Origin of the sequence: Miltoncostaea oceani, assembly GCF_018141545.1 — a bacterium.
GTDB classification, from domain to species: domain Bacteria; phylum Actinomycetota; class Thermoleophilia; order Miltoncostaeales; family Miltoncostaeaceae; genus Miltoncostaea; species Miltoncostaea oceani.
In genome coordinates this window covers 3,546,331-3,568,849 of the sequence record NZ_CP064356.1, presented here as the reverse complement: position 1 = coordinate 3,568,849, position 22,519 = coordinate 3,546,331, and the positions used below count along the sequence as shown (strand labels likewise).

Annotated in this window: 28 protein-coding genes and 1 tRNA gene; 10 read left to right on the top strand and 19 right to left on the bottom strand. The window is 74.7% G+C overall.

Annotated features, from left to right (window positions below; all coding sequences use genetic code 11):
- Nucleotides 1-16: 16 nt before the first annotated feature.
- Nucleotides 17-1,087 (bottom strand): non-hydrolyzing UDP-N-acetylglucosamine 2-epimerase, encoded by a 1,071-nt coding sequence (gene wecB, locus IU369_RS18170; protein ID WP_217922396.1) that lies wholly within the window; start codon nt 1,085-1,087, stop codon nt 17-19.
- Nucleotides 1,084-1,800 (bottom strand): cytochrome c biogenesis CcdA family protein, encoded by a 717-nt coding sequence (locus tag IU369_RS18165; RefSeq protein ID WP_217922395.1) that lies wholly within the window; start codon nt 1,798-1,800, stop codon nt 1,084-1,086. Before IU369_RS18165 ends, wecB begins: the two co-directional genes overlap by 4 nt.
- A gap of 139 nt (nt 1,801-1,939) precedes the next feature.
- Between IU369_RS18165 and IU369_RS18160 the strand changes: the two genes are divergently transcribed.
- The gene (locus tag IU369_RS18160; RefSeq protein ID WP_217922394.1) at nt 1,940-3,016 is read left to right on the top strand and encodes a class I fructose-bisphosphate aldolase; all 1,077 of its coding nucleotides are present in this window, start codon (nt 1,940-1,942) and stop codon (nt 3,014-3,016) included.
- Between the two features lie 58 nt (nt 3,017-3,074).
- On the opposite strand, the gene IU369_RS18155 is transcribed toward IU369_RS18160, so the two are convergent.
- Entirely contained in the window at nt 3,075-4,628 is a 1,554-nt protein-coding gene (locus IU369_RS18155) for a glycosyltransferase (protein WP_217922393.1), read from the bottom strand.
- Nucleotides 4,629-5,008: 380 nt separating this feature from the next.
- Between IU369_RS18155 and IU369_RS18150 the strand changes: the two genes are divergently transcribed.
- The 5 genes from IU369_RS18150 to IU369_RS18130 are packed head-to-tail and all read left to right on the top strand — an operon-like array spanning nt 5,009 to nt 8,877.
- A complete protein-coding gene (locus IU369_RS18150) occupies nt 5,009-5,566 on the top strand; it encodes an RNA polymerase sigma factor (RefSeq protein WP_217922392.1) in 558 nt (185 codons plus the stop codon).
- Nucleotides 5,563-6,381, top strand: coding sequence for a zf-HC2 domain-containing protein (locus tag IU369_RS18145; protein WP_217922391.1), 819 nt, complete (start codon nt 5,563-5,565; stop codon nt 6,379-6,381). The genes IU369_RS18150 and IU369_RS18145 overlap by 4 nt, the downstream gene beginning before the upstream one ends.
- Entirely contained in the window at nt 6,378-7,259 is an 882-nt protein-coding gene (locus IU369_RS18140) for an ATP-binding cassette domain-containing protein (RefSeq protein WP_217922390.1), read from the top strand. The genes IU369_RS18145 and IU369_RS18140 overlap by 4 nt, the downstream gene beginning before the upstream one ends.
- The gene (locus IU369_RS18135; RefSeq protein ID WP_217922389.1) at nt 7,256-8,152 is read left to right on the top strand and encodes a hypothetical protein; all 897 of its coding nucleotides are present in this window, start codon (nt 7,256-7,258) and stop codon (nt 8,150-8,152) included. The genes IU369_RS18140 and IU369_RS18135 overlap by 4 nt, the downstream gene beginning before the upstream one ends.
- Nucleotides 8,152-8,877 (top strand): hypothetical protein, encoded by a 726-nt coding sequence (locus tag IU369_RS18130; protein ID WP_217922388.1) that lies wholly within the window; start codon nt 8,152-8,154, stop codon nt 8,875-8,877. The genes IU369_RS18135 and IU369_RS18130 overlap by 1 nt, the downstream gene beginning before the upstream one ends.
- On the opposite strand, the gene IU369_RS18125 is transcribed toward IU369_RS18130, so the two are convergent.
- A complete protein-coding gene (locus IU369_RS18125; protein ID WP_217922387.1) occupies nt 8,822-9,430 on the bottom strand; it encodes a TetR/AcrR family transcriptional regulator in 609 nt (202 codons plus the stop codon). The two genes, IU369_RS18130 and IU369_RS18125, sit on opposite strands and share 56 nt — an antisense overlap.
- Before the next feature lie 104 nt (nt 9,431-9,534).
- Here IU369_RS18125 and IU369_RS18120 point away from each other — a divergent pair, with 104 nt between their 5' ends.
- Nucleotides 9,535-9,990, top strand: coding sequence for a cupin domain-containing protein (locus IU369_RS18120; protein WP_217922386.1), 456 nt, complete (start codon nt 9,535-9,537; stop codon nt 9,988-9,990).
- A gap of 103 nt (nt 9,991-10,093) precedes the next feature.
- Here IU369_RS18120 and IU369_RS18115 read toward each other — a convergent pair.
- The 4 genes from IU369_RS18115 to IU369_RS18100 form a co-directional block, all read right to left on the bottom strand.
- Nucleotides 10,094-10,166 (bottom strand) — tRNA-Lys (locus tag IU369_RS18115).
- A 47-nt stretch (nt 10,167-10,213) separates the two neighbouring features.
- Nucleotides 10,214-10,780, bottom strand: coding sequence for a tetratricopeptide repeat protein (locus IU369_RS18110; RefSeq protein ID WP_217922385.1), 567 nt, complete (start codon nt 10,778-10,780; stop codon nt 10,214-10,216).
- 11 nt (nt 10,781-10,791) lie between these two features.
- Complete coding sequence (locus IU369_RS18105) at nt 10,792-12,024, bottom strand: amidohydrolase family protein (RefSeq protein WP_217922384.1); 1,233 nt, start codon at nt 12,022-12,024, stop codon at nt 10,792-10,794.
- A 97-nt stretch (nt 12,025-12,121) separates the two neighbouring features.
- Nucleotides 12,122-12,322 (bottom strand): twin-arginine translocase TatA/TatE family subunit, encoded by a 201-nt coding sequence (locus IU369_RS18100; RefSeq protein ID WP_217922383.1) that lies wholly within the window; start codon nt 12,320-12,322, stop codon nt 12,122-12,124.
- 66 nt (nt 12,323-12,388) lie between these two features.
- On the opposite strand from IU369_RS18100, the gene IU369_RS18095 reads away from it, so the two are divergent.
- On the top strand, nt 12,389-12,799 hold the full coding sequence (locus tag IU369_RS18095; protein WP_217922382.1) for a hypothetical protein: 411 nt from the start codon (nt 12,389-12,391) through the stop codon (nt 12,797-12,799).
- A gap of 4 nt (nt 12,800-12,803) precedes the next feature.
- Here the strand turns inward: IU369_RS18095 and dcd are convergent, their stop codons facing one another.
- Nucleotides 12,804-13,361, bottom strand: a complete 558-nt coding sequence (dcd, locus tag IU369_RS18090; RefSeq protein WP_217922381.1) for a dCTP deaminase — start codon at nt 13,359-13,361, stop codon at nt 12,804-12,806.
- 53 nt (nt 13,362-13,414) lie between these two features.
- On the opposite strand from dcd, the gene lipA reads away from it, so the two are divergent.
- The gene (gene lipA, locus IU369_RS18085; RefSeq protein WP_217922380.1) at nt 13,415-14,464 is read left to right on the top strand and encodes a lipoyl synthase; all 1,050 of its coding nucleotides are present in this window, start codon (nt 13,415-13,417) and stop codon (nt 14,462-14,464) included.
- Nucleotides 14,465-14,594: 130 nt separating this feature from the next.
- Nucleotides 14,595-15,062: a hypothetical protein gene (locus IU369_RS18080; protein ID WP_217922379.1), complete on the top strand. Its 468-nt coding sequence runs from the start codon at nt 14,595-14,597 to the stop codon at nt 15,060-15,062.
- A gap of 4 nt (nt 15,063-15,066) precedes the next feature.
- Here IU369_RS18080 and IU369_RS18075 read toward each other — a convergent pair whose 3' ends face one another.
- The 10 genes from IU369_RS18075 to IU369_RS18030 all read right to left on the bottom strand — a co-directional run bounded on the left by IU369_RS18075 (nt 15,067) and on the right by IU369_RS18030 (nt 22,518).
- Nucleotides 15,067-15,717 carry a hypothetical protein gene (locus IU369_RS18075; RefSeq protein WP_217922378.1) on the bottom strand — a complete coding sequence of 217 codons (651 nt, stop codon included), beginning with the start codon at nt 15,715-15,717 and terminating at the stop codon, nt 15,067-15,069.
- Between the two features lie 2 nt (nt 15,718-15,719).
- Nucleotides 15,720-16,043: a rhodanese-like domain-containing protein gene (locus tag IU369_RS18070; RefSeq protein WP_217922377.1), complete on the bottom strand. Its 324-nt coding sequence runs from the start codon at nt 16,041-16,043 to the stop codon at nt 15,720-15,722.
- 25 nt (nt 16,044-16,068) lie between these two features.
- Entirely contained in the window at nt 16,069-17,160 is a 1,092-nt protein-coding gene (gene mqnC / locus IU369_RS18065) for a cyclic dehypoxanthinyl futalosine synthase (protein WP_217922376.1), read from the bottom strand.
- Nucleotides 17,161-17,179: 19 nt separating this feature from the next.
- Nucleotides 17,180-17,980 carry a menaquinone biosynthetic enzyme MqnA/MqnD family protein gene (locus IU369_RS18060; protein ID WP_217922375.1) on the bottom strand — a complete coding sequence of 267 codons (801 nt, stop codon included), beginning with the start codon at nt 17,978-17,980 and terminating at the stop codon, nt 17,180-17,182.
- Entirely contained in the window at nt 17,977-18,537 is a 561-nt protein-coding gene (locus IU369_RS18055; protein ID WP_217922374.1) for a hypothetical protein, read from the bottom strand. Before IU369_RS18055 ends, IU369_RS18060 begins: the two co-directional genes overlap by 4 nt.
- Nucleotides 18,534-19,478: a polyprenyl synthetase family protein gene (locus tag IU369_RS18050; protein WP_217922373.1), complete on the bottom strand. Its 945-nt coding sequence runs from the start codon at nt 19,476-19,478 to the stop codon at nt 18,534-18,536. Before IU369_RS18050 ends, IU369_RS18055 begins: the two co-directional genes overlap by 4 nt.
- 35 nt (nt 19,479-19,513) lie before the next feature.
- The gene (gene ubiE, locus IU369_RS18045) at nt 19,514-20,224 is read right to left on the bottom strand and encodes a bifunctional demethylmenaquinone methyltransferase/2-methoxy-6-polyprenyl-1,4-benzoquinol methylase UbiE (RefSeq protein ID WP_217922372.1); all 711 of its coding nucleotides are present in this window, start codon (nt 20,222-20,224) and stop codon (nt 19,514-19,516) included.
- Nucleotides 20,221-20,856: a UbiX family flavin prenyltransferase gene (locus tag IU369_RS18040; protein ID WP_217922371.1), complete on the bottom strand. Its 636-nt coding sequence runs from the start codon at nt 20,854-20,856 to the stop codon at nt 20,221-20,223. Before IU369_RS18040 ends, ubiE begins: the two co-directional genes overlap by 4 nt.
- Nucleotides 20,857-20,938: 82 nt before the next feature.
- Nucleotides 20,939-21,679 (bottom strand): menaquinol-cytochrome c reductase cytochrome b/c subunit, encoded by a 741-nt coding sequence (locus IU369_RS18035; protein WP_217922370.1) that lies wholly within the window; start codon nt 21,677-21,679, stop codon nt 20,939-20,941.
- On the bottom strand, nt 21,676-22,518 hold the full coding sequence (locus tag IU369_RS18030; RefSeq protein WP_217922369.1) for a cytochrome b: 843 nt from the start codon (nt 22,516-22,518) through the stop codon (nt 21,676-21,678). Before IU369_RS18030 ends, IU369_RS18035 begins: the two co-directional genes overlap by 4 nt.
- Nucleotide 22,519 lies beyond the last annotated feature (1 nt).

The following is a 22,519-nucleotide window of genomic DNA, read 5'->3' as shown; positions in this document are numbered from 1 at the left end:
GGTGGTAAGGGGCCGCTCAGGCGCCGTGGGCGACGACGGCCTCGGCGATCCGCTCCGCGGCGCGCCCGTCGCCGTAGTACGGGGGCCGCTCGGCGGGCATCGACAGGTCCGCGAGGGCGGCGCGGACGCGGCCGGGGTCCATCCCCGTGAGGGTGTTGAAGCCCCCCTCGACGGTCTCGACCCACTCCGTCCCGTCGCGCAGGGTGACGCACGGGACGCCCTGGAAGTAGGCCTCCTTCTGCACCCCGCCCGAGTCGGTCACGACGGCGCGGGCGCCGATGAGCAGGGCGGTGAAGTCGAGGTACCCGACGGGCGGGGAGAGGCGCAGGGTGGGGTGGGCGGCGACCTCGTCCCACAGCCCCCCGGCCTCGAGCTTGTGCCGGGTGCGGGGGTGCACGGGGAACACGGCGGGCTCCTCGATGGCGGTGAGCACGTCGACCATCGCCCGGAGGGCCTCGGGGGTGTCGGTCGCGGCCGCGCGGTGGATCGTGACGAGCAGGTACCCGCCGGGGTCCAGTCCGAGCGCCGCGGGACCGGGGCGCGCCCCCGCCACCGGGGCGAACATGCGGCTCGCGTCGAGCATGACGTCGCCCACCTGGTGGACGCCGCGGGTCAGCCCCTCGCGGGCGAGGTTGGCGACGGCGGTGTCGGTCGGGCAGAGCAGCAGGGCGGAGAGGTGGTCGGTGACGACGCGGTTCTGCTCCTCCGGCATCGACCGGTCGAACGACCGGAGTCCCGCCTCGACGTGGCCGAGGGGGATGTCGAGCTTCGCCGCCGCGAGCGCCCCCGCGAGGGTGGTGGTGGTGTCGCCGTAGACGAGCACCATGTCGGGCGCCTCGGCGACGAGCAGCGGCTCGAGGCGCTCGCACATCACGGCGAGCTGCGCGAGGGGGCTGCCGGGACCGACGCCGAGGGCGTGGTCGGGGGCGGGGATGTCCAGCTCGTCGAAGATGAGGTCGGCGAGCTCGGGGTCGTAGTGCTGGCCGCTGTGGACGAGGACCTCGTCGACGCGGGTGCGCAGGGCGCGGCTGAGCGGCGCGGCCTTCACGAACTGGGGCCGGTTGCCGACGATCGACACGATCCTCAAATGCCCGTGAACCCCACTCCGGCGAGACGCTGGGTGATGATCTCGAACCTCCCGGTCGCGACGAGGAACCCGATGACGATGAACAGGCCGGCCGCCGTCGCGTTGACGACGCGCCACCGGTCCCGCATCCAGCGGAACGCCGCCATCGCCCGGGTCACGAAGAGACCCGAGAGCAGGAACGGTATCCCGAGGCCGAGCGAGTAGGTGAAGAGGAGGCTCGCGCCGATGCCGGGGGAGCCCGTCGGGGCGGCGTAGCTGAGGATGCTCGCGAGGATCGGCCCGATGCAGGGCGTCCACCCCACCGCGAACGCCGCCCCCACGAGGGACGCCCCGACCAGCGTCGTCGGGCGCTGCGCCATCGTGAAGCGCCGCTCCGTCTGCATCAGCCCGAGGCGCGGCAGCGCCACCATGGCGATCCCCATCGCGATGAGGAGGATCCCGGCCACCAGGTTCAGCGTCTCCTGGTCCTCGGTCAGCGAGTAGCCGATCAGCCCGGCGCCCGCGCCGTAGGCGGTGAACATGAGGGAGAACCCGAACACGAACGCCGCCGTCGGCACGAGGACGTCGCGGGTGCGCGACCCGAGCTCGTCGAACGAGACCCCCGAGATGAACGTCAGGTAGCCGGGGACGACGGCCAGCACGCAGGGCGACGCGAACGAGACGAACCCCGCCGCGAAGGCCACCGGGTAGCTCAGGGCGCTGATGTCCTGCACACGCCGATCGTAGCCGGGTTCGCGCGGGCGTCTGTCAGGATCGCCACCCCGTTTCGTCCCTCGCGGCCCGCGCCGCGCCGCGCGGGCGAGCCACTAGGCTGTGTCCCATCGGGGCGTGAACGATTCGAGGAGGACTTCCGTGGCGACGACGGCAGGCAGGTCGATCGAGGAGCTGCTGGGCGACGAGGGCGAGGCCCTCCTCACCCACACCTGCGAGACGATCCCGCGGGACCGCATCACGGCTCCGGGGCCCACCTGGGTCGATGACGTCATGACCGGCTCGGACCGCCCGGTCCCGGTGCTGCGTTCGCTGCAGACGCTGTTCGACCACGGTCGCCTCGGCGGCACCGGCTACGTCTCGATCCTCCCGGTCGACCAGGGCATCGAGCACTCGGCGGCGGCGTCGTTCGCGCCGAACCCCGAGTTCTTCGACCCGGTCCGGATCGTGGAGCTCGCGATCGAGGGTGGCTGCAACGCCGTCGCGAGCACGCTCGGCACGCTCGGGATCGCGTCGCGGCGCTACGCCCACCGCATCCCGTTCATGCTGAAGATCAACCACAACGAGTTCCTGTCGTACCCGAACGCCTACGACCAGATCATGTTCGCGTCGGTGAAGCAGGCGTGGGAGCTCGGCGCGGTCGCGGTCGGCGCGACGATCTACTTCGGCTCGCCGGAGTCGAAGCGCCAGATCGTCGAGGTCTCCCAGGCGTTCGCCGCCGCCCACGAGCTGGGGATGGCGACGGTCCTGTGGTGCTACATGCGGAACTCGGCGTTCAGCCCGAAGGACGGCGGCCCCGACTACCACGTCGCCGCGGACCTCACGAGCCAGGCGAACCACCTCGGCGTGACGATCGAGGCGGACATCATCAAGCAGAAGCTCCCCGAGACGGCGGCCCCCGGCTTCACCGACCTGAAGTTCGGCAAGACGCACCCGAGGGTCTACTCGGAGCTGATGAGCGACAACCCGATCGACCAGACCCGGTACCAGGTGGCGAACTGCTACATGGGCCGGATCCCGCTGATCAACTCGGGTGGCGCCTCCGCAGGCGACAGCGACCTGGCGGAGGCCGTCCGCACCGCCGTCGTCAACAAGCGCGCCGGCGGCGCCGGCCTCATCTCGGGCCGCAAGGCCTTCCAGCGCCCCTTCGCCGACGGCGCGGCGCTGCTGAACGCCGTCCAGGACGTCTACCTGGACGACACGATCACCCTGGCCTGACCGCGGCGCGCGGCGCGACCCCGGGGTCGCGCCGCGCCGTCACGCGCCCCGGGCGCCGTCACCCCGTCGACGCCGTCCCGGTGGTGGTGCCGGTGCGGATGGCGCGCGGAGGGCGGGCGGGGCGATCCGGCCGGTGCGCCGAGCCGTGATCGGTGATCAGATCCCCGATCAGCCGCGCGTAGTCGGTGAGGTGGCGGATGGGGAGGAACCGCGAGAGGACGCGCTCGCGGGCCGCGACGCCGAGTCGGCGCTGCTGGGCGGGATCCGCGAGCAGGCCGCGGAGGACGCCGGCGAACCCGTCGAGGTCGCGCGGGTCGGGCACCAGGAGGCCGTCGCGGTTGTCGCGGATCTGCTCGGTGATGCCCCCCACCGCGCTCGCGACGACCGGGCGCCCCTTCCACATCGCCTCGGTGACCGTCAGGCCGAAGCCCTCCTCGATGCTCTTCTGCACGACCACCGTCGCGTGACGCTGGAGCGCGTTGACGATCGCGGCGTTCTCCCCGGGGTCCGCCATCGGGAGCGCGACGAGCTGCACGCGCCGGCGCGTGTCGTGGGGGAGCGCACGCCAGGCCCGGGTGACCTCGCCGAGCACCTCCGGGGCCTCGGGGTCGTCGGCGACCGCGGTGACCGCCGGGCCGGCCAGCACGAGATGGGCCCCCGCGGCGTCGGCCGCGTCGAGGCGGGCGAAGCCCGCCATCACCCCGGCGGGGTCCTTGAGGCGGTCCCAGCGGGAGACCTGCACGACGAGCGGGGTCTCCCACCCCGGCGCGCGCCCGACGCGAAGGATGTCGGCGCCCCGGTCCACCCGGCCGGGCGCGCCGTCGTCGCGCACGAACACGGGCGACTCGCCGTCGGGGCCCTCCACGAGGCCCGTGTCGACGAGGATCGCACGCACGACGGCGGGGGCGAGGTCCTGGTTCTTCGGTGAGAACGGGTCGATCGACGGCTGGATGACGGCCACCCGCCCGGCCCGGCAGCAGGCCGGGACGTACGCCTCGCGCGTGAAGACGGCGGCGTGGGCCCCCGGCAGGTACCGCTCGAGGAACGCCCACGCCTCGGAGACCCGCGGGTCGTCGAGGCGCTCGCTGCCAATGTGGCATCGCCACACGACGATCGCGCCGCGGCGCCGCATCGCGGGTATCAGCCCCGCCGTCTGCGGGTCGTGCAGCACCACCACGTCACCGGGCCGGACGACGGCCGCCAGCTCGACGGCGTTCTCGCGCAGCACGCCCTCGTAGACCCGCCGCTCGGCCGCACCCAGGCCACCGGCGTCGCCGGGGTCCCCGTGCAGCATGTTGTGCAGCCGCTTCGTGACGGCGAAGAAGTCGGGGGTGCCGGCGATCACCAGCCAGCGGGCGTCGGCGCCGGCGTCGCGGGAGTAGCCGATCAGCGACCCCATCATCTCGGCGACCCCGCCACCGCGGGCGGTCGAGTTGACATGCCAGACGACCCGTCCCCGCACCAGATCCGCCGCGGACCGCAGTCGCTCGCAGGAGAGCGCGAAACCCTCCGGATCGAGGAGGTCCCCGAGGCGCGCCAGCCGGCGCGGCGCGATGTGGACCTCCGCCGGCCGCAGGCCGTCCCGTTGCGGAGTGCGCGGAGCAGTCGTCATCTGGGTGACGGTGGACCCGCCCGGCCCCTCGCGCCACCGGTCCCGCCCGGTCGCGGATGCGGGAAAGCCACACGCCGCGGGAGTCGGGAGCGGTCCGTCCGGGACGGATCCCGGGCACCGACCCGAGGAGGCTCACGATGCACGGACCCGAGAAGGACCCCGAGGCGACCGCCGACGGGACGGCTCGGGTGCCCGGCGCGCCCCGGTCGCTTCCTGCGCGGCTCGCGCCACCAGGCGGCTCCACGTCCGCCGCCGGAGGCGTCCCCCGCCGCGTGGCGGTTCCCCGCGCCCCCGGCGCGCCCCGTGGCACGACGGGGGTGCATCCGCCCCACCATCCGTGATCCGATCGCCCTGCTCGCCGCGACAGAGCAGGTGTGAACGTGAACCGCAATTCCGACGACGCCGTGCTGCTGCGCGCGGTCGCCGCCGGCGACGAGGGGGCGCTGCGCGTCCTCTTCGACCGCCACGGCCCGTGGATCGCGGCGCGGCTGCGTCGCCGCTGCAACGACGAGGAAGTGGTGGCCGACGTGCTCTCCGACACGTTCGTCGCGGTGTGGCGCGGCGCGCGGCGGTTCCGCTCCGACGGCGAGCCGGCCGCGTGGCTGTGGGGCATCGCCGTGCGCCGCCTGGTCGACCGGTTGCGCCGTCACGAGGCCCCGACGCCGTTCGGCGCCGCCGACCTCGACGCCCACGCCACCCCGCTCGCCAGCGCGGAGGAGGAGGTGCTGCTCGGCGTCGAGCACGGCGACCTCGGGTCCGCGCTCGGGCGCCTGTCGCCCGAGCTCCGGGCGGTGGTGCAGGCCACGGTCCTCGACGGCCTCACGACGCGTGAGGCCGCCCGCCTGCTCGGCATCCCGCAGGGGACCCTGAAGGGCCGCCTGCGCCGGGCGAAGGCCGAGATGCGCACCGCCCTCGTGACCGCGGGAGGTGGGGCGTGAGCACCACCGCCTGGCACGCCGACGCGGCCCTTCTCGGGCGCTACCTCGACGGCGCCGCCGACCTCTCCGCGGCCGCGTCGGTCGAGGCCCACCTGATCTCGTGCGCGGCGTGCCGGGAGCGCCTCGCGCACCTCTCCCCGGCGGGGGACCTCGCGCCGGCCTGGGCCCGGGTCGTCGCCGAGATCGCGACGCCCCGGCCGTCGCCCGCGCTGCGGCTCCTACGCCGGTTCGGTCTCTCCGACGCCGACGTGGTGCTGCTGCGCGCCGCCCGCGCCCTCGACGGCTCGTGGACGCTCGCGGTGATCGCCGTGGTGGCGTTCGCCGCCCTCGCCGCCCTTAGCAACGCGGCGGGCGGGCGGGCGCTCTACCTGCTGGTGGCCCCGCTCGTGCCCGTCATGGGCGTCGTCGCGTCGTTCGCCTCCTTCGACCCCCTCGACGACCTGACCGCCGCGACGCCCTACTCGAAGGCCCGTGTGGCGCTGGTCCGCGCCGGGGCCGTCTGCGTGACGAGCGTCCCCGTCGTGGTGGCCCTCGGGGTCTCCGTGCCGCCGATCGGATCCCTCGCGTTCGCGTGGCTGCTGCCGTCCCTCGCCCTGACCCTGTTCAGCCTCCTGGTCATGACGGCGTGGAGTCCGGCGGCCGCCGGCACGTCCGCCGGGGCGATCTGGGTCGTCGTCGTCGCCGTGGCCCACCGCGCCGACGAGGCCGCCGCCGCTGTCGACCCCCGGCTCGTGCCCGTCTACCTGACCCTCGCCGGCGCCGGCGCCGTGGCGCTCGCCGTCCGCCTGACCACCGCACCCGGAGGACACCGATGACCGCACCGCCCCTCGTCACGATCGACGGGGTCACCAGGAGGTTCGGGGCCGTCACCGCCCTCGACGCCGTCAGCCTGACCCTGGAGGCGGGCGTCACCGGACTGCTCGGCCCGAACGGCGCCGGCAAGACCACCCTGATCCGCGCGCTGGCGACCGTCGAGCCGCCCGACGCAGGGAGCATCCACGTGCTCGGCGACGAGGCGACGGGCCCGCTGGCGGCGCGCACGCGGGTGCGCCGGGTGATCGGCTACCTGCCGCAGGAGCTCGCCTTCCCGAGGGGGATGACGGCCTTCACGTTCCTCGACTACATCGCGGTGCTGAAGGAGTGGAGCGACACGGCCGCCCGCCACGCCGAGGTGCGGCGCGTCCTCGACCTCGTCGACCTCGGGGGGCGCGCGTCGGCCCGGGTTCGGACGCTGTCGGGCGGGCAGCGCCGCCGCCTCGCCCTCGGCCAGGCCTTCATCGGCGACCCGGACCTGCTGATCCTCGACGAGCCGACGACCGGCCTCGACCCCGAGCGGCGCGCCAGCCTGCGGGCGGTGCTGTCCGCTCGGGGGGCCGTCGGGGCGGTACTGCTGTCGACCCACCAGACCGAGGACGTCGCGGCCCTCTGCGAGCGCGTCGTGGTCCTCGCCGAGGGCCGGGTGCGCTTCGACGGGACCGTCAGCGACTTCGTCGGCGCCGCCGCCGGCTCGGTGTGGCTCGCCGACCGGGAGGTGCCCGGGGCCGCCGTGTCCTGGCGCACCGGGACCGGCCGGATCCGCTCGATCGGCGGCCACCCCGGGCCGGACGCCGTCCCCGCGGAACCGTCGGTCGAGGACGCCTACCTGCTGATGGTGGGCCGGCGGGCCGCCGACCGGGTGGCGGTCGCGGCATGAGCACGCTCGCCACCGGCGTCCCGCGGGCGCCGGCGCGCTCGGCGACCGCCACGCTCCGGCCCCTCGCCCTCCTCGAGGCGCGCCGGTACGCGACCCACCCGCTCTTCCTGCTCGGGGTCGTGGTCGTGGCGCTGGCCTGCATCGACGGCCCCGACGTCCGGACGTCGTCGGTCTTCCACGCCATCGTCCCCGCCGGCGCGATCGGCCTGCTCGGGATCGTCGTCATGTGGTCGCTCACCCGCCGGTCCGACGCGGCGGCCCGCGCCGCCGGGGCGGTGCCGGTCGGGGAGCGCAGCCGCACGGTGGCGCTCGCGTCCGCCGTCTGCGTGCCCTTCGCGGCCGGCCTCGCATGGTGGGTGTGGGCCCTCGTCACCTACGAGGCCTCGCCGCCCCCGGCGGACGGGTTCCCGTTCGGCGAAGCCGACGAGGTGGGCTGGGTCGCGGCGGTCCTCTTCGGCCTCGGTCCCCTCGCGTGCGTCGGTGGGCCGCTTCTCGGTCTGCTGGTCGCCCGCTGGACCACGGGCCGCGCCGCGCCCGCGGTGGCCGTCATCGCCGTCATCGCGACGACGATCGTGATGCAGGGCCTGTTCGAGCCGCTGGTCCGCGTGCGCGTCGTCATGCCCTGGACCTACTGGGGCGGCCCGTTCGGCGCGGAGGGGTGGGGGGCCGACCAGATGGTGGTCTTCCCGGGGTCGCCGCAGTGGTGGGTCCTGCATGTCGCCTGCCTCAGCGCCCTCGGGCTGATCCTCGCGTTGCTCCACGACCGCGAACGCCCCCGCCGGCCGCTCCTGCTCGCGGGTGGCGTGGTCCTCGCGGTCTCCGTCGCCGCCTGCCTGCTCGCGATGTGGACCGGCATCCCGGAGATCCTCGTCAACCCGCTGACGCCGGCCTGATGCCGCGGTACGTGCTGCGGGCGGTCCCGTGGCGGCTGGTCGCGGCGTGCGGCCTGGTCATCCCGTGCCTGATGGCGCTGACGGCCGCCTGGCCCGACGTCGTGTGGCCGCTGCAGGGCACCGCGGTCGGGCTGCTGGCGGCCGCAGCGGCGTGGAGCATGGACGAGCCGGCCGCGGCGGTCGTCGATTCGCTGCCACGGGGGCTGGCGTGGCGGACGGCGGCCAGGTCGGCGGCGGTCGTGCCGCTCGCCGTGGTCTGGACGGCGTCCGTCGTCGTCGCGGGCGACCGCCTGCCGGACCACGCGGCCCTCTTCGTCCTGCAGGGCCTCGCGGCCATCCTCGCCGGTGTTGCGGTGGCGACGACCAGGCGCGCGGCGGGGGTCGCCACGCCGGGCCTGGTGCTCGCCCCGGCCGTCCTCGCGGTGGTCGCGATGCTCGCGCTGGTGCGGCCGATGCCCGACCGGCTCCCCTTCTTCCCCCTCTGGGAGGGCGAGGAGGCCTGGGCGCGGAGCGCCACGATCTGGTGGTCGATCCTCGCCGCCGCGGCCGTCGTGCTGGTGGCGTCGCTCGCCCGGGACGGGAGGCGCCGACCGTCCCGGGTGTCCTCGTGCCGCCCTGGGCCGGGACGTCGGCCCCCGTACGACCGGGTGGTCGCCCCCGACGTGCGGCTCAGACGGCGCGCCGCCCGTCCGGCTCCATCGCGAGGCGGACGAAGGCCGCCATGAGCCGCACCGCCTCGGGCCGGGTGAGCTCGCCCGCGACGGTCAGGGAGCGCCAGGTCTCGAGCGCCAGCGCGTGGCGCAGCGCGGCCCGCGACCGGGTCCGCCGCCGCCCGCGGAGTCGCAGGCCCCCGGCGACGGCATCCACCCAGGCGCCGATGCGCTCGGCCCAGAAGTCGAGCGCCTCATCCATCGCCTCGACCCTCCCGGCGTCGGCCATCACCGGGATCAGGTCGTCGGCGGTGCGCTCCCAGTAGGCGTAGACGTCCTCGAGCGCCGCGATGACCCGGTCCTCGACGTCCTCGATCGCGGCCCAGTGCTCGTGATCGGGCGGCGGGTTCAGGGCGAACCAGTGGGTGGTGCACGCCCGGAAGAGCGCGGTCTCGTCGGGGAAGTGCGCGTAGACGGTGTGCCGCTGCACGCCGGCGCGCTCGGCGATGCCCATGATCGTGGTCCGCGCAGGGCCGACCGTCGTGTGCAGCTCGGCGGCCGCCTCGACGATCCTCTGCCGCGTCCGCAGGCGGTTGCGCTCCCGCGCGCCGGGTGAGGTCGTCGTCATTGCACACAAGTGTACCCGAACTCTTGACGACGCGCACGGCCCGTCGTAAGGTCGCCACACCAAATGACTGCACACACATGTGCAATTATCTGAGGAGGCAGACCATGATCCAGGCCATCGACCTCACCGCCGTCGACCTGCTCGAGATCGAGTCGCCGACGGACCCCGCGCGGCGGCTGAAGGTGGCGTTCCCCATCTCGAGCGCGACCGGCACGGCCGCGAGCGCGTGCGTCTACTTCGAGCTCGAGCCGGGCGCGCACGTCGGCGTCCACACCGACACCGCGGAGGAGTTCCTCGTCATCCTCGAGGGCCGGGGCGAGGGGCTCGTCGGCGAGGAGACGGCGCCCGTCCAGGCCGGCCAGGTGGTGGTGGTGCCGGCGATGGTGCGCCACGACATCACGAACACCGGTGACGGCATCCTGCGCGTGCTCGGGACCTTCGCCGGCTCGGTGAACATCGGCACGTTCGAGGAGCCCCTGGGCGAGGGCGGCCCGCAGGTCTTCGTCATCGGCGGTCCGATGCCGATCGTGCTCCCGCTCGGCGAGCCGGTGGCGGCCTGATCCGCGCGGCGGCCCGGTACGCCTCGGCCGCGGAGACCACCCACCGCGCGGATGTCCGCCACCGAACGCCGAAGGCCCGCTCGATGAGCGGGCCTTCGGGAAGTGGGCCGTGAAGGATTCGAACCTTCGACCTTGGGATTAAGAGTCCCCTGCTCTACCAACTAAGCTAACGGCCCGCGGAGGAGCCTAGCAAAGGCTCGCGGGGGTCCCACCGTCCGATGGTCTAGGGAGCGGTGGCGGTCCCGCCGGTGCGGAGGGCCTGGAGGCGCGCACGGACCTCCTCGGCGGTGGTGTCGTCCGGCGCGAGGCGCAGGAACGTCTGGTACGACAGCTCGGCGAGCTGCGTCCGCCCCGCCTCCTCGGCGATCTGCCCGAGCTGGAGGAACGCCTCCGGCTCGCGCCGCGGGTTCGCCGCCGTGTACGTCTGGAGCGACGTGATCGCCCCCTCCGTGTCGCCCGTGCGGATCTGGAGGGCGATGAGGCTCTGCAGGCGTCGGTAGCTGCGGGGGTCGAGCTCGACGGCCCGGCGCGCCGACGCGACGGCCTCGGTCGTCTGGCCGATCTCCTCCGCCGCCTGCGCGGCGGACAGCCGCTCCCACGCGTCGGCGTCGTTCGGCCGCTCCTCCACCAGCGCCCGCGCGTCCGAGAGCTCGTCGTCGGCGACGGTGTTGCCGCCCCCGCCGAAGAGGATCAGGCCCAGGACGATGAAGATGACGCCGGCGAACGCGATCGACGTGATGATCGCGACCACCTGCACCATCCGCTTGGTCCGCTTCTGGTCGAGGAGCACGGCGAGCGACGCTAGCAGAGCCGCGCGCGCGCATCGCGCGCACCGGCGAGGATCTCGTCGTGGTCGAGCCGGGTCGGATGCCCCTCGTGGACGACGACCTCGCCCCCGACGACCACCGACCGGACCGTCGTCGCCGCGTCCAGGGCCACCGCGACCGGGTCGTCGCCGCCCCGGCCCGCCGGGGCGAGCACCAGCAGGTCGGCGTGGGCGCCCGGGACGAGCGCCCCCACCTCGCCCTCCATGCCGAGCGCCGCGGCGCCCCCCCGCGTGATCATGTCGAGCAGGTCGGCGTCGCCGACGTCGTGGACGCCCGCGTGCGCGACCCGGCACGCCCGCGCCTCGGCACGCAGGTCGTAGTCGCCGCCACTCGCGGGGCTGTCCGTGCCGAGCCCCACCACCACCCCGGCGTCGCGGAGGTCCTCCAGGGGTGCGCGGCCGCACCGCAGGTGGGCGTTCGAGCGGGGGCAGTGCGCGACGGCGACGCCCCGCGCCGCGAGGAGGGCCGGGTCGTCGCCCCCCAGCTCCACGCAGTGCGCCGCGAGCAGCCCGGGGGTGAGCGCGCCCGTCGCGTCGAGGCGGGCGACGACGCCGTCGTCCGGCCCGCCGCCCCAGCGGCCCGGCACCAGCTCGGCCGCGGCGAAGAGGTCGGCGAGGGGCCCCGCGCCGTCGCGGATCGCGGGGAGCTCGTGACGGGACTCCGCGAGGTGGGTCGCCCACCCCCGGCCCTCGAGGTCGGCGCGGGCCCGCAACGCCCGCCACAGGTCCGGGCCGACGGTGTACGGGGCGTGGGGGGACACCCCGGCCCGCACCCGCGGCCCGCCCGCGTCGTCGAGCTCCGCCAGCCGCGCCGACAGGGCCGCCGCCGCCTCCGTCGCCGCCCGGCCCTCGTCGCGCCCGAACGCCTCCAGGTGCACCACGCCGCGCTGGCCGCTCGCCGCGAGGGCGCCGGCCCCGGCACCCGTCGGCCCCGAGTCGGACAGCGTCGTCGTGCCGGCCCGCAGCGACCGCATGGCGCCGAGGCGGGCGCCGGCGACGTGGTCGGCGGGCGTCATCCGCACCCGCATCGGCAGCAGGCGTCCCAGCCACGCCGCGAAGTCGGCGGGGTGCAGCAGCCCCTCGAGGAGGCTCCACTCGAGGTGGCAGTGCGCATCGACCAGCCCGGGCATCAGGACGTCGTGCCCGAGGTCCGTCACCTCGGCGTCGGGGGCGGCCGCGATCACCTCCACGGCGGGGCCCACGCGCACGATGCGCCCGTCGCGCACGGCGACGGCCCCGTCACGGACGGGGCCGCTCGCGACCGGGAGGACCCAGGCGGCCCTCCAGACGCGGTCCCGCGCCGGCTCAGCCGACCTTCTCGTCCTCCCGCTTGGGCGGCCCGCTGATCGCGTCGCCGTCCGTGTGGTCCGAGGCGCCGGTGATCCCGTCCTTGAACTCACGTGCGCCGGAACCCAGGTTCCGACCGATCTCCGGGAGCTTCTTCGCGCCGAAGACCAGGAGGATGATCGCCAGCACGATGAGGAGCTGGATGGGGGAGAAGTCCACGTTCGGCCGTCCTTGGAAGAGGGGGTGCGTCCGGGCCGTTTCCCGTCGGAGGGTAGCATGGAGCAGGTGGCGCCCCTCGCCCTCCGTCCGACCGCGCGGATCGATCCCATCCCGGTCGCGTGGGGGGGTCTCGTCGCCTCCATCGGCCTCATGGCCGGCTCCGGCCGCGACTGGCCGCTGCGGCTCGCGGCGGCGGCGCTGACGTTCGGGGTGGGGGGGTTCCTCGCCGGCGTGCGCGCCGACGCGCGGCGTCCCCTGCACGCCCTCGCCGCCGGCGTCGCGGCCTACGTCATCCACGCCTGCTTCGTCGTGATCGCACGGGTCATCGACGCCCTCGGCGGCCCCGACGCCCCCGCGTTCCTGCCGGGGTCGGGTCGCGACGCCGTCATCGCGGCCGCCTGGGCCCTCGCCGCCGCCCTGGTCGGCGGCCTGCTCGCCCACGCGTGGCTGACGCCCGCGGGCCGCTCCGGGCGCTGACCGCTCAGCGGGGGGTGTCGAACTCCCGGTGGTACGAGCTCGCCGTCGGCCCGCTCTGCCCCTGGTACTTGCCCCGGTAGGGCCGGTCGACCGGCGTCGTCATCTGCAGGAACGAGATCTGGCCGATCGGCATGCCCGGGTAGATCGAGATGGGCAGCCGCGCGACGTTCGACAGCTCCAGCGTGATGGTGCCGTCGAAGCCCGGGTCGATGTACCCCGCGGTCGAGTGGATCAGGAGTCCCAGCCGCCCGAGGCTCGACTTCCCCTCGAGTCGCGCGACCAGGTCGTCCGGCAGGGCGACCCGCTCCTGCGTCGAGCCGAGCACGAACTCGCCGGGGTGGAGGATGAACGCCTCGCCGTCGGGGATCGCGACGACCTCGGTGAGGTCGTCGTTCGCGTCCTTCACGTCGATGTAGGCGCGCCGGTTGTTGTGGAACACCCGGAACTCCCCCGCCACGCGGACGTCCACCGACGACGGCTGCAGCAGGGTGTCGTCGAACGGCTCGATCACCAGCCGGCCGGCGGCGATCTCTTCGCGGATGGTGCGATCGGAGAGGACCACGGCGGCAGCGTACCGGTCGGTCGCGCCCGCCACCGGTCCGCTACCCTCGGGGCATGGCGAGCGCACGCGGCTTCCGGGTTGACGACGTCCCCGGCGGCCCCACCCGCGACGCCGTCGCGGCGGCCCGCGCGGAGGGCCACATCCCCGACGTCCTGCTCGGGGGCGAGCTGATCGGCGACGGCCCCGTCGACGACCTCGCGCTCGTCGACGTGACGCCGGCGGAGCTCGCCCAGCTCTGCGACCGCCGCCGCCTGCCGCGGTGGGTGATCGCCAAGAACCCCCTCTCCGGCGGCTTCGTCGAGACGAAGGCGCTGATGCGCCAGTCGGCGCTCGTCACCGTCTGCGAGGAGGCCGCCTGCCCGAACATCGGCCAGTGCTGGTCGCGGGGGACCGCCACCTTCATGATCGCGGGCGCCAACTGCACCCGCGGATGCCGCTTCTGCAACGTCGCCACCGCCCGGCCGCTCGGCCCGCCCGACCCCGACGAGCCCGCCCGCGTCGCCGAGGCCGCCGCCCAGATGGGCCTGCGATTCGTCGTCGTGACGGCCGTCGCCCGCGACGACCAGCCCGACGGCGGCGCCGCGCACTTCGCGCGGACGATCGCGGCGATCCGCGACCGCAACCCCGACTGCAAGGTCGAGGTGCTCATCCCCGACCTGCGGGGCGACTGGGACGCCCTCGCGACGATCATCGAGGCCGCGCCCGACGTGCTGAACCACAACACCGAGACGGTGCCGCGGCTCTACTCGCGCGTGCGTCCCGGCGCGCGGTACGAACGCACCCTCGAGCTGCTCGCCCGCTCGGCGGCCGCCGGGGTGGTGACCAAGAGCGGCATCATGGTCGGCCTCGGGGAGACCCTCCCCGAGATCGCGACGGTGCTCTCCGACCTCGCCGCCGTCGGCTGCGGCCCCGTCACCGTCGGCCAGTACCTGCGGCCGTCCCCCGCCCACCTCCCGGTGATCCGGTACTACGCCCCGGCGGAGTACCCGGCGATCGCCGAGACCGGCCGCGAGGCGGGCCTCGCGCACGTCGAGGCGGGCCCCCTGGTGCGGTCCTCGTACGAGGCCGACCGGGTCGCGGAGGCCGCGCTCAGCCCCGTCTGACGGCGCGTGCCCGGCGGTGCTCCGGGCGTCTCAAGTCCACCTCACGCGAGCCGATACCACCGGCACTGCAACCCGAGCAGCGGCGGCCAGGGACGGCGGCCGGTTGCGCGCCCGAAAGACGGATACAGCCATGAAGGGCTACCGCACGAAGAAGATCGCCCTCCCCGGGGGGAAGGTCATCGAGATCGTCTACTTCTCGGAGCCCGCGGGCACCGAGGCGGAGAACCTCGGCGGGAACGTGGACGTCCACGACACCGACGCCGACGACGACCTCGACACGATCCTGCACGGCGGCGAGGGCCCGGTCACCGAGCTCCACGTCTGCCCCTCGTGCGAGTCCGACCTCGTGTACCCCGTCAGCTGGGAGGAGCGCTCCGGCGACTCGTGGCGCATCGAGCGGCGCTGCCCGAACTGCGAGTGGCGGCAGACCGGTGACTACAGCCAGGACGAGGTCGAGCTGTTCGACGACGCCCTGAACGACGGCACCGAGGACCTGCTCGTCAGCCTCCGCAACTTCGCGCGCTCCAACATGGAGGCCGACGTCGAGCGGCTGATCGAGGCGCTCCGCACCGACCGCATCGAGCCGATGGACTTCTAGGCGCTCAGGCGATCGCCGCGACGGCGATCGCGAGCGCCAGGCCGGCGAGCAGCGTCGCGTCGGCACGCCGGGCCCGCGTCAGCGGACGGGGCCCGGAGATCATCCGCTCCAGCACGTCGCCGCCGGCGCCGGACCGCCGGGCGGACAGCGCGACGACGGGCACCGCCCTCCCCGCCCCGAAGGCGACGCCGACGGCCACCCCGACGAGGGGGTCGCCGAGCAGCAGGCAGACCGCCGCGAGGGCCCACACCGCCCACGTCATCACGAACGTCGTGAACCCGAGGCCGAGCAGCCCGCCGTACAGGGCCGCCGCGGCCGGCAGGGCCATCGTGCGCCGCCACCGCTCCGGCACCTGGCGGCGGATCCGCGGCACGACCCCGACGCCGAGCGCGTCCATCGCCGCCGCGACCGCCGCGACCGCCGCCGCGCCCGCGACCGCCGCGTCGGACCCGTGGAGGCCGGCGCCGAGCAGCGCCAGCCCGCCGAACGTCACGACGCCACCGGCGACGGCCCCCGCGCCGAACGCGGCCCGCGCCCACGCGCCGCGGCCGCCGTCGGCCTCGGCGAGGCTGTCGACCATCGACAACCCGCAGGGCGACCACGTCCCCGTCCACCCCGCGGCCAGCGCCGTGAGCGCGGCGAGGGCGACGAGCACCGTCAGCGCGGGCTCTCCCCCTCGTAGGGCAGGCCCTCGGCGGCCCACGCGATGATGCCGCCCTCCACGTTCGCGACGTCGCCGTGCTCGCCGGCGGCGGTGAGGTAGTCGGCGACCTGCGCGCTCCGCGCCCCGCTGCGGCACAGCACCGCGAGCGGGAGGTCGGCGGGGATCTCGTCGACGCGCGAGAGCAGCTCGCTCATCGGCACCAGCGGGACGCCGGGGACGTGGGTGGCCTGGTGCTCGGCCTCCTCGCGCACGTCGATGATCGCGAGCTCACCCGCGGCCCAGAGGCGGTGGGCGTCGGCGACGGTGAGGTCGGCCACTAGTGTCCCTTCCCGGGGCGGGCCACTAGAAGGTCCTCACGGCGCGGTAGAGGGTGTCGCGCTGCACCGCCCGCCGGCCGGTCGCCTCGATGGCGCGGACCATGCGGTCGGTGTCGAGGCGGAAGGCGGTGCCCGCCGCGCGGACGACGTTCTCCTCGATCATGATCGAGCCCATGTCGTCGCACCCGAACTCGAGGGCGAGCTGCCCGACCCGGAGGCCCTGGGTGACCCACGACGACTGGAAGTGCGGGAAGTTGTCGAGGTAGAGGCGGCTGACGGCGAGCATCATCAGGTAGTCGGCGGCGGTGGTGTGCTGGTGGTCGTCGCCGCGCGCGCTGCCCCCGCCCGACTGGTAGCTCCAGCAGACGAACGCCCGGAAGCCGCCGTGCTCGTCCTGCACCTCGCGCAGCCGTCGCAGGTGCTCGATGCGGTCCTCGACGGTGTCGACGGTGCCGTACATCATCGTCGCCGTCGTCGACATGCCGGCGCGGTGGGCGGCGCGCATCACGTCGAGCCACTCGTCGCTGGTCGTCTTGCGCGGCGCGATGACGTCGCGGACGCGGTCGACCAGGATCTCGGCGCCCCCGCCGGGCAGGGAGTCGTGTCCGGCGGCGCGCAGGCGCTCCATCGTCTCGTCCAGGGTCAGCCGCGAGACGTTGCTGATGTGGAGGATCTCGGACGGCGACAGCGCGTGGAGGTGGATGGGGTAGCGCGACTTGATGTCGGTGAAGAGGTCCTCGTACCACTCGATCCGCAGGTTCGGGTGGTGGCCGCCCTGCAGCAGCAGCGCGGTGCCGCCGAGGTCGAGCGTCTCCTCGATCTTCCGGAAGATCACGGACTTCGGGAGGACGTAGCCCTCGGGGTCCATGGGCTTGCGGTAGAAGGCGCAGAAGTCGCAGTCGGTGATGCAGAAGTTGGTGTAGTTGACGTTCCGGTCGATCACGAACGTCACGACGCCGGGGTCGCTCGCCGCGTCGCGCCGGCGGGCGGCGGCCGCCCCGACGGAGACCAGGTCGCGCGAGGCCAGCAGGGTCAGGGCGTCCTCGTCGGTGAGGCGCGCGCCGTCATCGAGGCCGGCGAGGATCTCGTCGATGCGGGTGGGGGCGAGGGTGCTCATCAGTCGATCCTAGCGGGCCCTATGCGGCCAGTCGGGGGACGGCGTCGAGCTCGCCGCTGGCGGTCGCGCGGCGCAGGAACTCCTCCAGCCCGGCCCGCTCGGCGTCGCCGAAGTCGTACCGCAGGCGCCGCAGGTACGGGCGGATGAACGCGGCGGGGAAGGGGAACCGCTCCGCGGCGGCCTGCACCACGGCCTCGGGGTCGGCGAGGTACGCGGTGCGGGCGTGGGCGAGCAGGGCCGACAGCTCGGCGAGGGCCTCGGGGCGCTCCCGGGCCGCGGTGGCCGACGCCGCCCAGACGGCGAAGACCATGGGGTGCCCCGTGCGCTCGCGCCACACGGCGCCGAGGTCGGTGCGGTGCGGCGCGAACGGCGCCCGCGACCCCTCGAGGGCCTCGTCGCCGATGAGCAGCACCCCGTCGACCCGCCCCAGCGCGACGCGCGGGTCCTCGGTGAGCACCTCGAACGGCGCGGCGTCCGCGCCGATCAGCACCCGCAGCAGCGCCACCGACGTGGCGCTGTGCGGCGTCACGGCGACGGTGCGGACCTCGTCGAACGGCACCCGCGAGAACAGCCGGATCGAGTCGACCGCGCCGTCGGCGGTGATCGACGCGACGGGGACGAGCCTCAGGCGCTCGGCGTTGCGCGCGTAGGCGATGCTCGAGACGGCGGACACGTCGAGGCGCCCCTCCAGGAGGGCGGCGTTCAACGTCGTCGGGACCCCGTCGGTGAACGAGAGGGTCGGGTCGGCGGCCCGCTCCAGGCCGTGGTAGATCGGATACATGTTGAGGGCGGAGATCCGCCCCACGCGCAGGAGCCTCACGCGCGCTCCAGGCCCGCGCCGACCCCTCCGGCGAGGCGGTCGAGCTCGGTGCGGTCGTCCTCCGGCACGAGCCACTGGGAGGCGCCGAACGCGACGGCGATCTGGCAGGCGGCGGGGCCGAGCCGGCGCCAGTGGGGCCGCACCGCGACGTCGTCGGGGAGCGCCAGGCGGCAGGCCGCGACGACGGTGAGGTCCTCGACGCCCCACGAGCCGGGGCGCTCGGCCGTGCCCTCCGCGGGCACCGGGCAGACGGCGCGCAGCAGCCCCGTCTCGCGGGCGAGCGCCGCGAGGGCGGCGATGCGGGCCGCGACGTCGGCGGGGTCGTGCCCGGCGCCGTAGGCCACGGCGGCCTCGCTGGCGCGGCCGGCGGCGTGGGCGGCACGGTGGTCGTCGACCGATCCCTCGACGTCGCCGTCGACCAGGGCCCCGGCGGGGGGCTCGCGCAGCACGGTGACGGTGCGCCCGCCCGCCACGCCGGCCGCGCGGGCGGCGTCGAGGGGGTCGGAGGCGCGCAGCAGCTCCTCGATGCGGGCGGGCGTCGCCGGCGCGTCGCTCACGAGTACCGGTCCACGACGCCGTCGGCGATCTCGAGCAGCGCGTCGACCGCGGCGCCGTCGGCGGGGCCGTCCTCGATCGCGGCCCGGGCGGCCGCCACGAACGCGAGCGCCCGCTCGCGCGCCAGGGCCAGGCCGGGGTGCGCGGCGAGGCGGTCGCAGAGCGCCTCCAGGCCGGGGCCCGCGCAGGCGTCCGCCACCAGGGGGCGGAGGCCGGGCTCGATCTGCATGGCGAGGATCACGGGCAGGGTCACCGTCCCGTCGCAGAGGTCCGTGCCGCGGCGCTTGCCGGTCGCGGCCGGCGCCCCGGCGAGGTCGAGGATGTCGTCGAAGATCTGGAAGGCCATGCCGACGTTCTCGCCGAAGGCGGCGAGGCGCTCCGTCGCCGCGGGGCCGGCCCCGCCGACCTGGGCGCCGAGGCGGCACGCGACCGAGAAGAGGGCGGCCGTCTTGCGCCGGCAGCGCGCCAGGTAGGCGTCCTCGGTGAGGGTCAGGTCGAACGCGGCCCGCTGCTGGTCGATCTCCCCCTGGGAGAGGTGCAGGGCGGCGACGGCGAGGGAGCTGACGGCGACGGGCGACCCGGTGCGGGTCAGCTCGCCGAAGGCGCGGGCGAACAGGAAGTCGCCGGTGGACACCGCCCGCTCCGCCCCGAGCGACTGCGCCACCGTCGGACGGCCGCGGCGCATGGTGGCCCCGTCGAGCAGGTCGTCGTGGACGAGGGTCGCCATGTGCACCAGCTCGACGGCGGCCGCGGCCGACAGCAGGTCCTCCCGCACCGCGGGGTCGGCGAGCGCCGTCTGGGGCGCCGCGCAGAACACCAGGAGGGGGCGCACGCGCTTGCCGCCGGCGGCGAGGGTGTCGGCGGCGGGGGCCCCGACCTCGTCGGCGTGGCCGGCCACGGCGCGGCGCAGGCGCTCCTCGCAGAGCGCCAGGAACGGCGTCATGGGGCGGACCCGCGCGGGCAGCGGCGCCGTCGACGTCACGCGACCCGCCCGTGGTGGAGGGCGACGATCCCGCCGGCGAGGGGGCGCCAGCGGACGTCCGTCAGCCCCGCGGCGGCCATGCGGGCGGCCAGCTCCGGCGGCTCCGGGAACCGGCGGACCGACGCGGGCAGGTACGAGTAGGCGGCGGCGTCGCGCCCCAGGAGGCGGCCGAGGCGGGGGACGACGCGGTCGAACCACACCTCGTAGAACGGGCGCAGCCGCCGCGGGGTGGTGATCTCGAGGATCACGACGCGCCCGCCGGGCCGCACGACGCGGGCCATCTCGGCGATGCCGGCGTCGAGGTCGCTGACGTTGCGGATGCCGAACGCCACGGTGGCGGCGTCGAAGTCGTCGTCGGGGAACGGCAGCGCGAGGGCGTCGCCCGCGACGAAGTCGACGGCCACGCCACGCTCCGCGGCCTTCGCCCGCGCGAGGGCGAGCATCTCCTCGGCGAAGTCGAGCCCGACGACCGTCCCGGACGGGGTGACCCGGTCCGCGAGCGCGAAGGCGAGGTCGCCCGTCCCGGTGCAGCAGTCGAGCGCCCGCTCGCCGGCGGCGACGTCGGCGGCGGCCGCGGCCGCGGTGCGCCACCGGCCGTCGAGGCCGGCCGTCATCGCACGGTTCAGCAGGTCGTACCGCGGCGCGATGCGGTCGAACATCTCCCGCACCTCGGCGGCCGGCAGCCGGCCGGGGGCCCCCGCCGTCACGCCGCCGTCCCGGGCCGCACGGGGGCGTCCTCGCCCCAGCGCGTGATCAGGTCGTTCGGCACGCCGAGGTGGTCGAGGGCCTTCGCGACCATGAAGTCGACGAGGTCCTCCATCCGGCGCGGCAGGCCGTAGAAGCCGGGCATCGCCGGCATCACGATCGCGCCGGCGCGGGTCACCGCGGCCCAGTTCTCGATGTGGATCAGGTTGAGCGGGGTCTCCCGCGGCATCAGCACCAGGGTGCGGCGCTCCTTCAGCATCACGTCGGCGCAGCGGTGGATCAGGTTCCGCGCCGTCCCGTGGGCGATGGCCGCCATCGTCGACCCGGAGCACGGGGCGATGAGGGCGGCGGGCGCGAGCGACGAGCCCGACGCGAACGGTGCGGTCAGGTCGTTGAGGCCGAGGCGGGTGACGGTGCCCGGCCCGGTCGCGAACCGCTCGACGAACGCCTCGACCGCGAGGGCCGGGTCGTCCGGGGGCCCGGTGCCCGCCTCGAGGATCTCGTGGCTGATCACGTGGGCCCCGGCGCCGCTGACGCAGAGGCCGACGTCGCACCCGGCGACGGTCAGGGCCCGGAGGGCGTGGCCGGCGTAGAGGGCGCCGCTCGCTCCGGTGACCCCGAGGAAGACGCGCATCACGTCGGATGGTAGCGGCGCGCCCCGGGGCCGAGGGGGGCGTCGGCCGGGGGAATGTCCCTCTCCCCCGGCCGGCCGGCCGCTACTTGTACTCGGTTCCCAGGCCTTCGAGGAACGTCCCGAGCTGGGTGTACTGCTCGGGGGTGAAGTTCGCGAAGGCGGGCATGCTCCCCGGCGGGTTCTTCAGGAACTCCTCGGCGGTGTCGGCGGACACCACGTTCTTGGTGCCGACGTCCGAGAGGTTCGGTCCCGGCCCCGGCTGTCCCACCCCGGCGATCATGTGACACGACGTGCAGTTCTCCAACCAGAGCTGCGATCCGGCGAGTGCCGCCGCGTTCGACTCCAGGCCCGAGAGCGGGAGGCCGTCCGCCGCGCTCGCCTCCTCGGAGGCGCCCTTGTTGGTCAGGTACGCGAGGAACGCGATCACGACGATCCCGGTGACGAGGGCGATCGGTCGCTTCTCGATGCGCCGCTCGGGGTTCCGGTCGATGAACGGCGTGAGGATCAACAGGACCATGAGGATGTTCGGGATGATGAACGTCGCCATGATCACCGGCATCAGGGCGTTCTGGCCCTTGAAGATCTTCAGCAGCTCGAAGAGGAAGAAGAAGTACCACTCGGGCCGCGGCACGAAGTCGGTGCTCGCCGGGTTGACCGGCTCGCCCATCTCGACGCGGTGCCAGATCGCGAACGTGATGACCAGGCCGATCGCCAGCGTGGCGATGATCAGGTCCTTGTAGACCGCGTACGGGAAGAACGGCTTCCCCTCGGCCTTCGCCTGCGCGTAGTCGCGCTTGTAGTACTCCTGCTGGCCGCGGTTCACGAGCGCTCCTCTGCCTTCACGGGCTCCGGCCGGGAGGGCCGGGGTGCGACGGGCGGCACCGGGCGGCGACCGTAGGGGAGGCGCTCGCGCTCGGCGGCGCGGCGGGCCTCGTCCTCGGCGCGCTCGATCGCGAGCCGGCGCTTGCTGTACGGGGGCTCGGCGATGCCGAGCTTCGATATCAGGAACAGGTGCAACCCGATGAAGGTCGCCATGGCCCCCGGTATCACGAGCATGTGGATGGAATAGAACCGCGACAGCGTCTCCGGTCCGAACTCGGGGCCGGCGCGGAGGATGTCGGCGACGTAGGGGCCGAGGATCGGGGCGCTGGCCGTGATGTTCACGGCGACGACGGTGGCCCAGTAGGCCTTCTGGTCCCACACCAGCAGGTAGCCGGTGAGGCCCATGAACATGGTGAGGATCAGCAGCAGGGCGCCGGTGACCCAGGTCAGCTCACGCGGGTACTTGTACGACCCGAAGAAGAACACGCGTCCGAGGTGGAGGAAGACCACCACGATCATCGCGCTGGCGCCCCACTTGTGCATGCCGCGGACCAGCCAGCCCCACGTCACCTCGTTCGTGATCGTGTCAATGCTCTGGTACGCGCTGTTGGGGTCCGGCTTGTAGTACATCGCCAGGATGATCCCGGTGATGGCCTGCATGCCGAAGAGGGCCATCGCGGTGAAGCCGAGGGTCTGGAACCAGCTCGTCTCCGCCGGGATGTTGCGGAAGAGGAACCACTTGAAGCCGGTCTTCGCCCCCGTCCGCTTGTCGACGTAGTCGAACCCCGCCTCGCCCGCCTTGATCGCCGGGTTCCTGGGACCGATGTCGGTGGTCGCCACG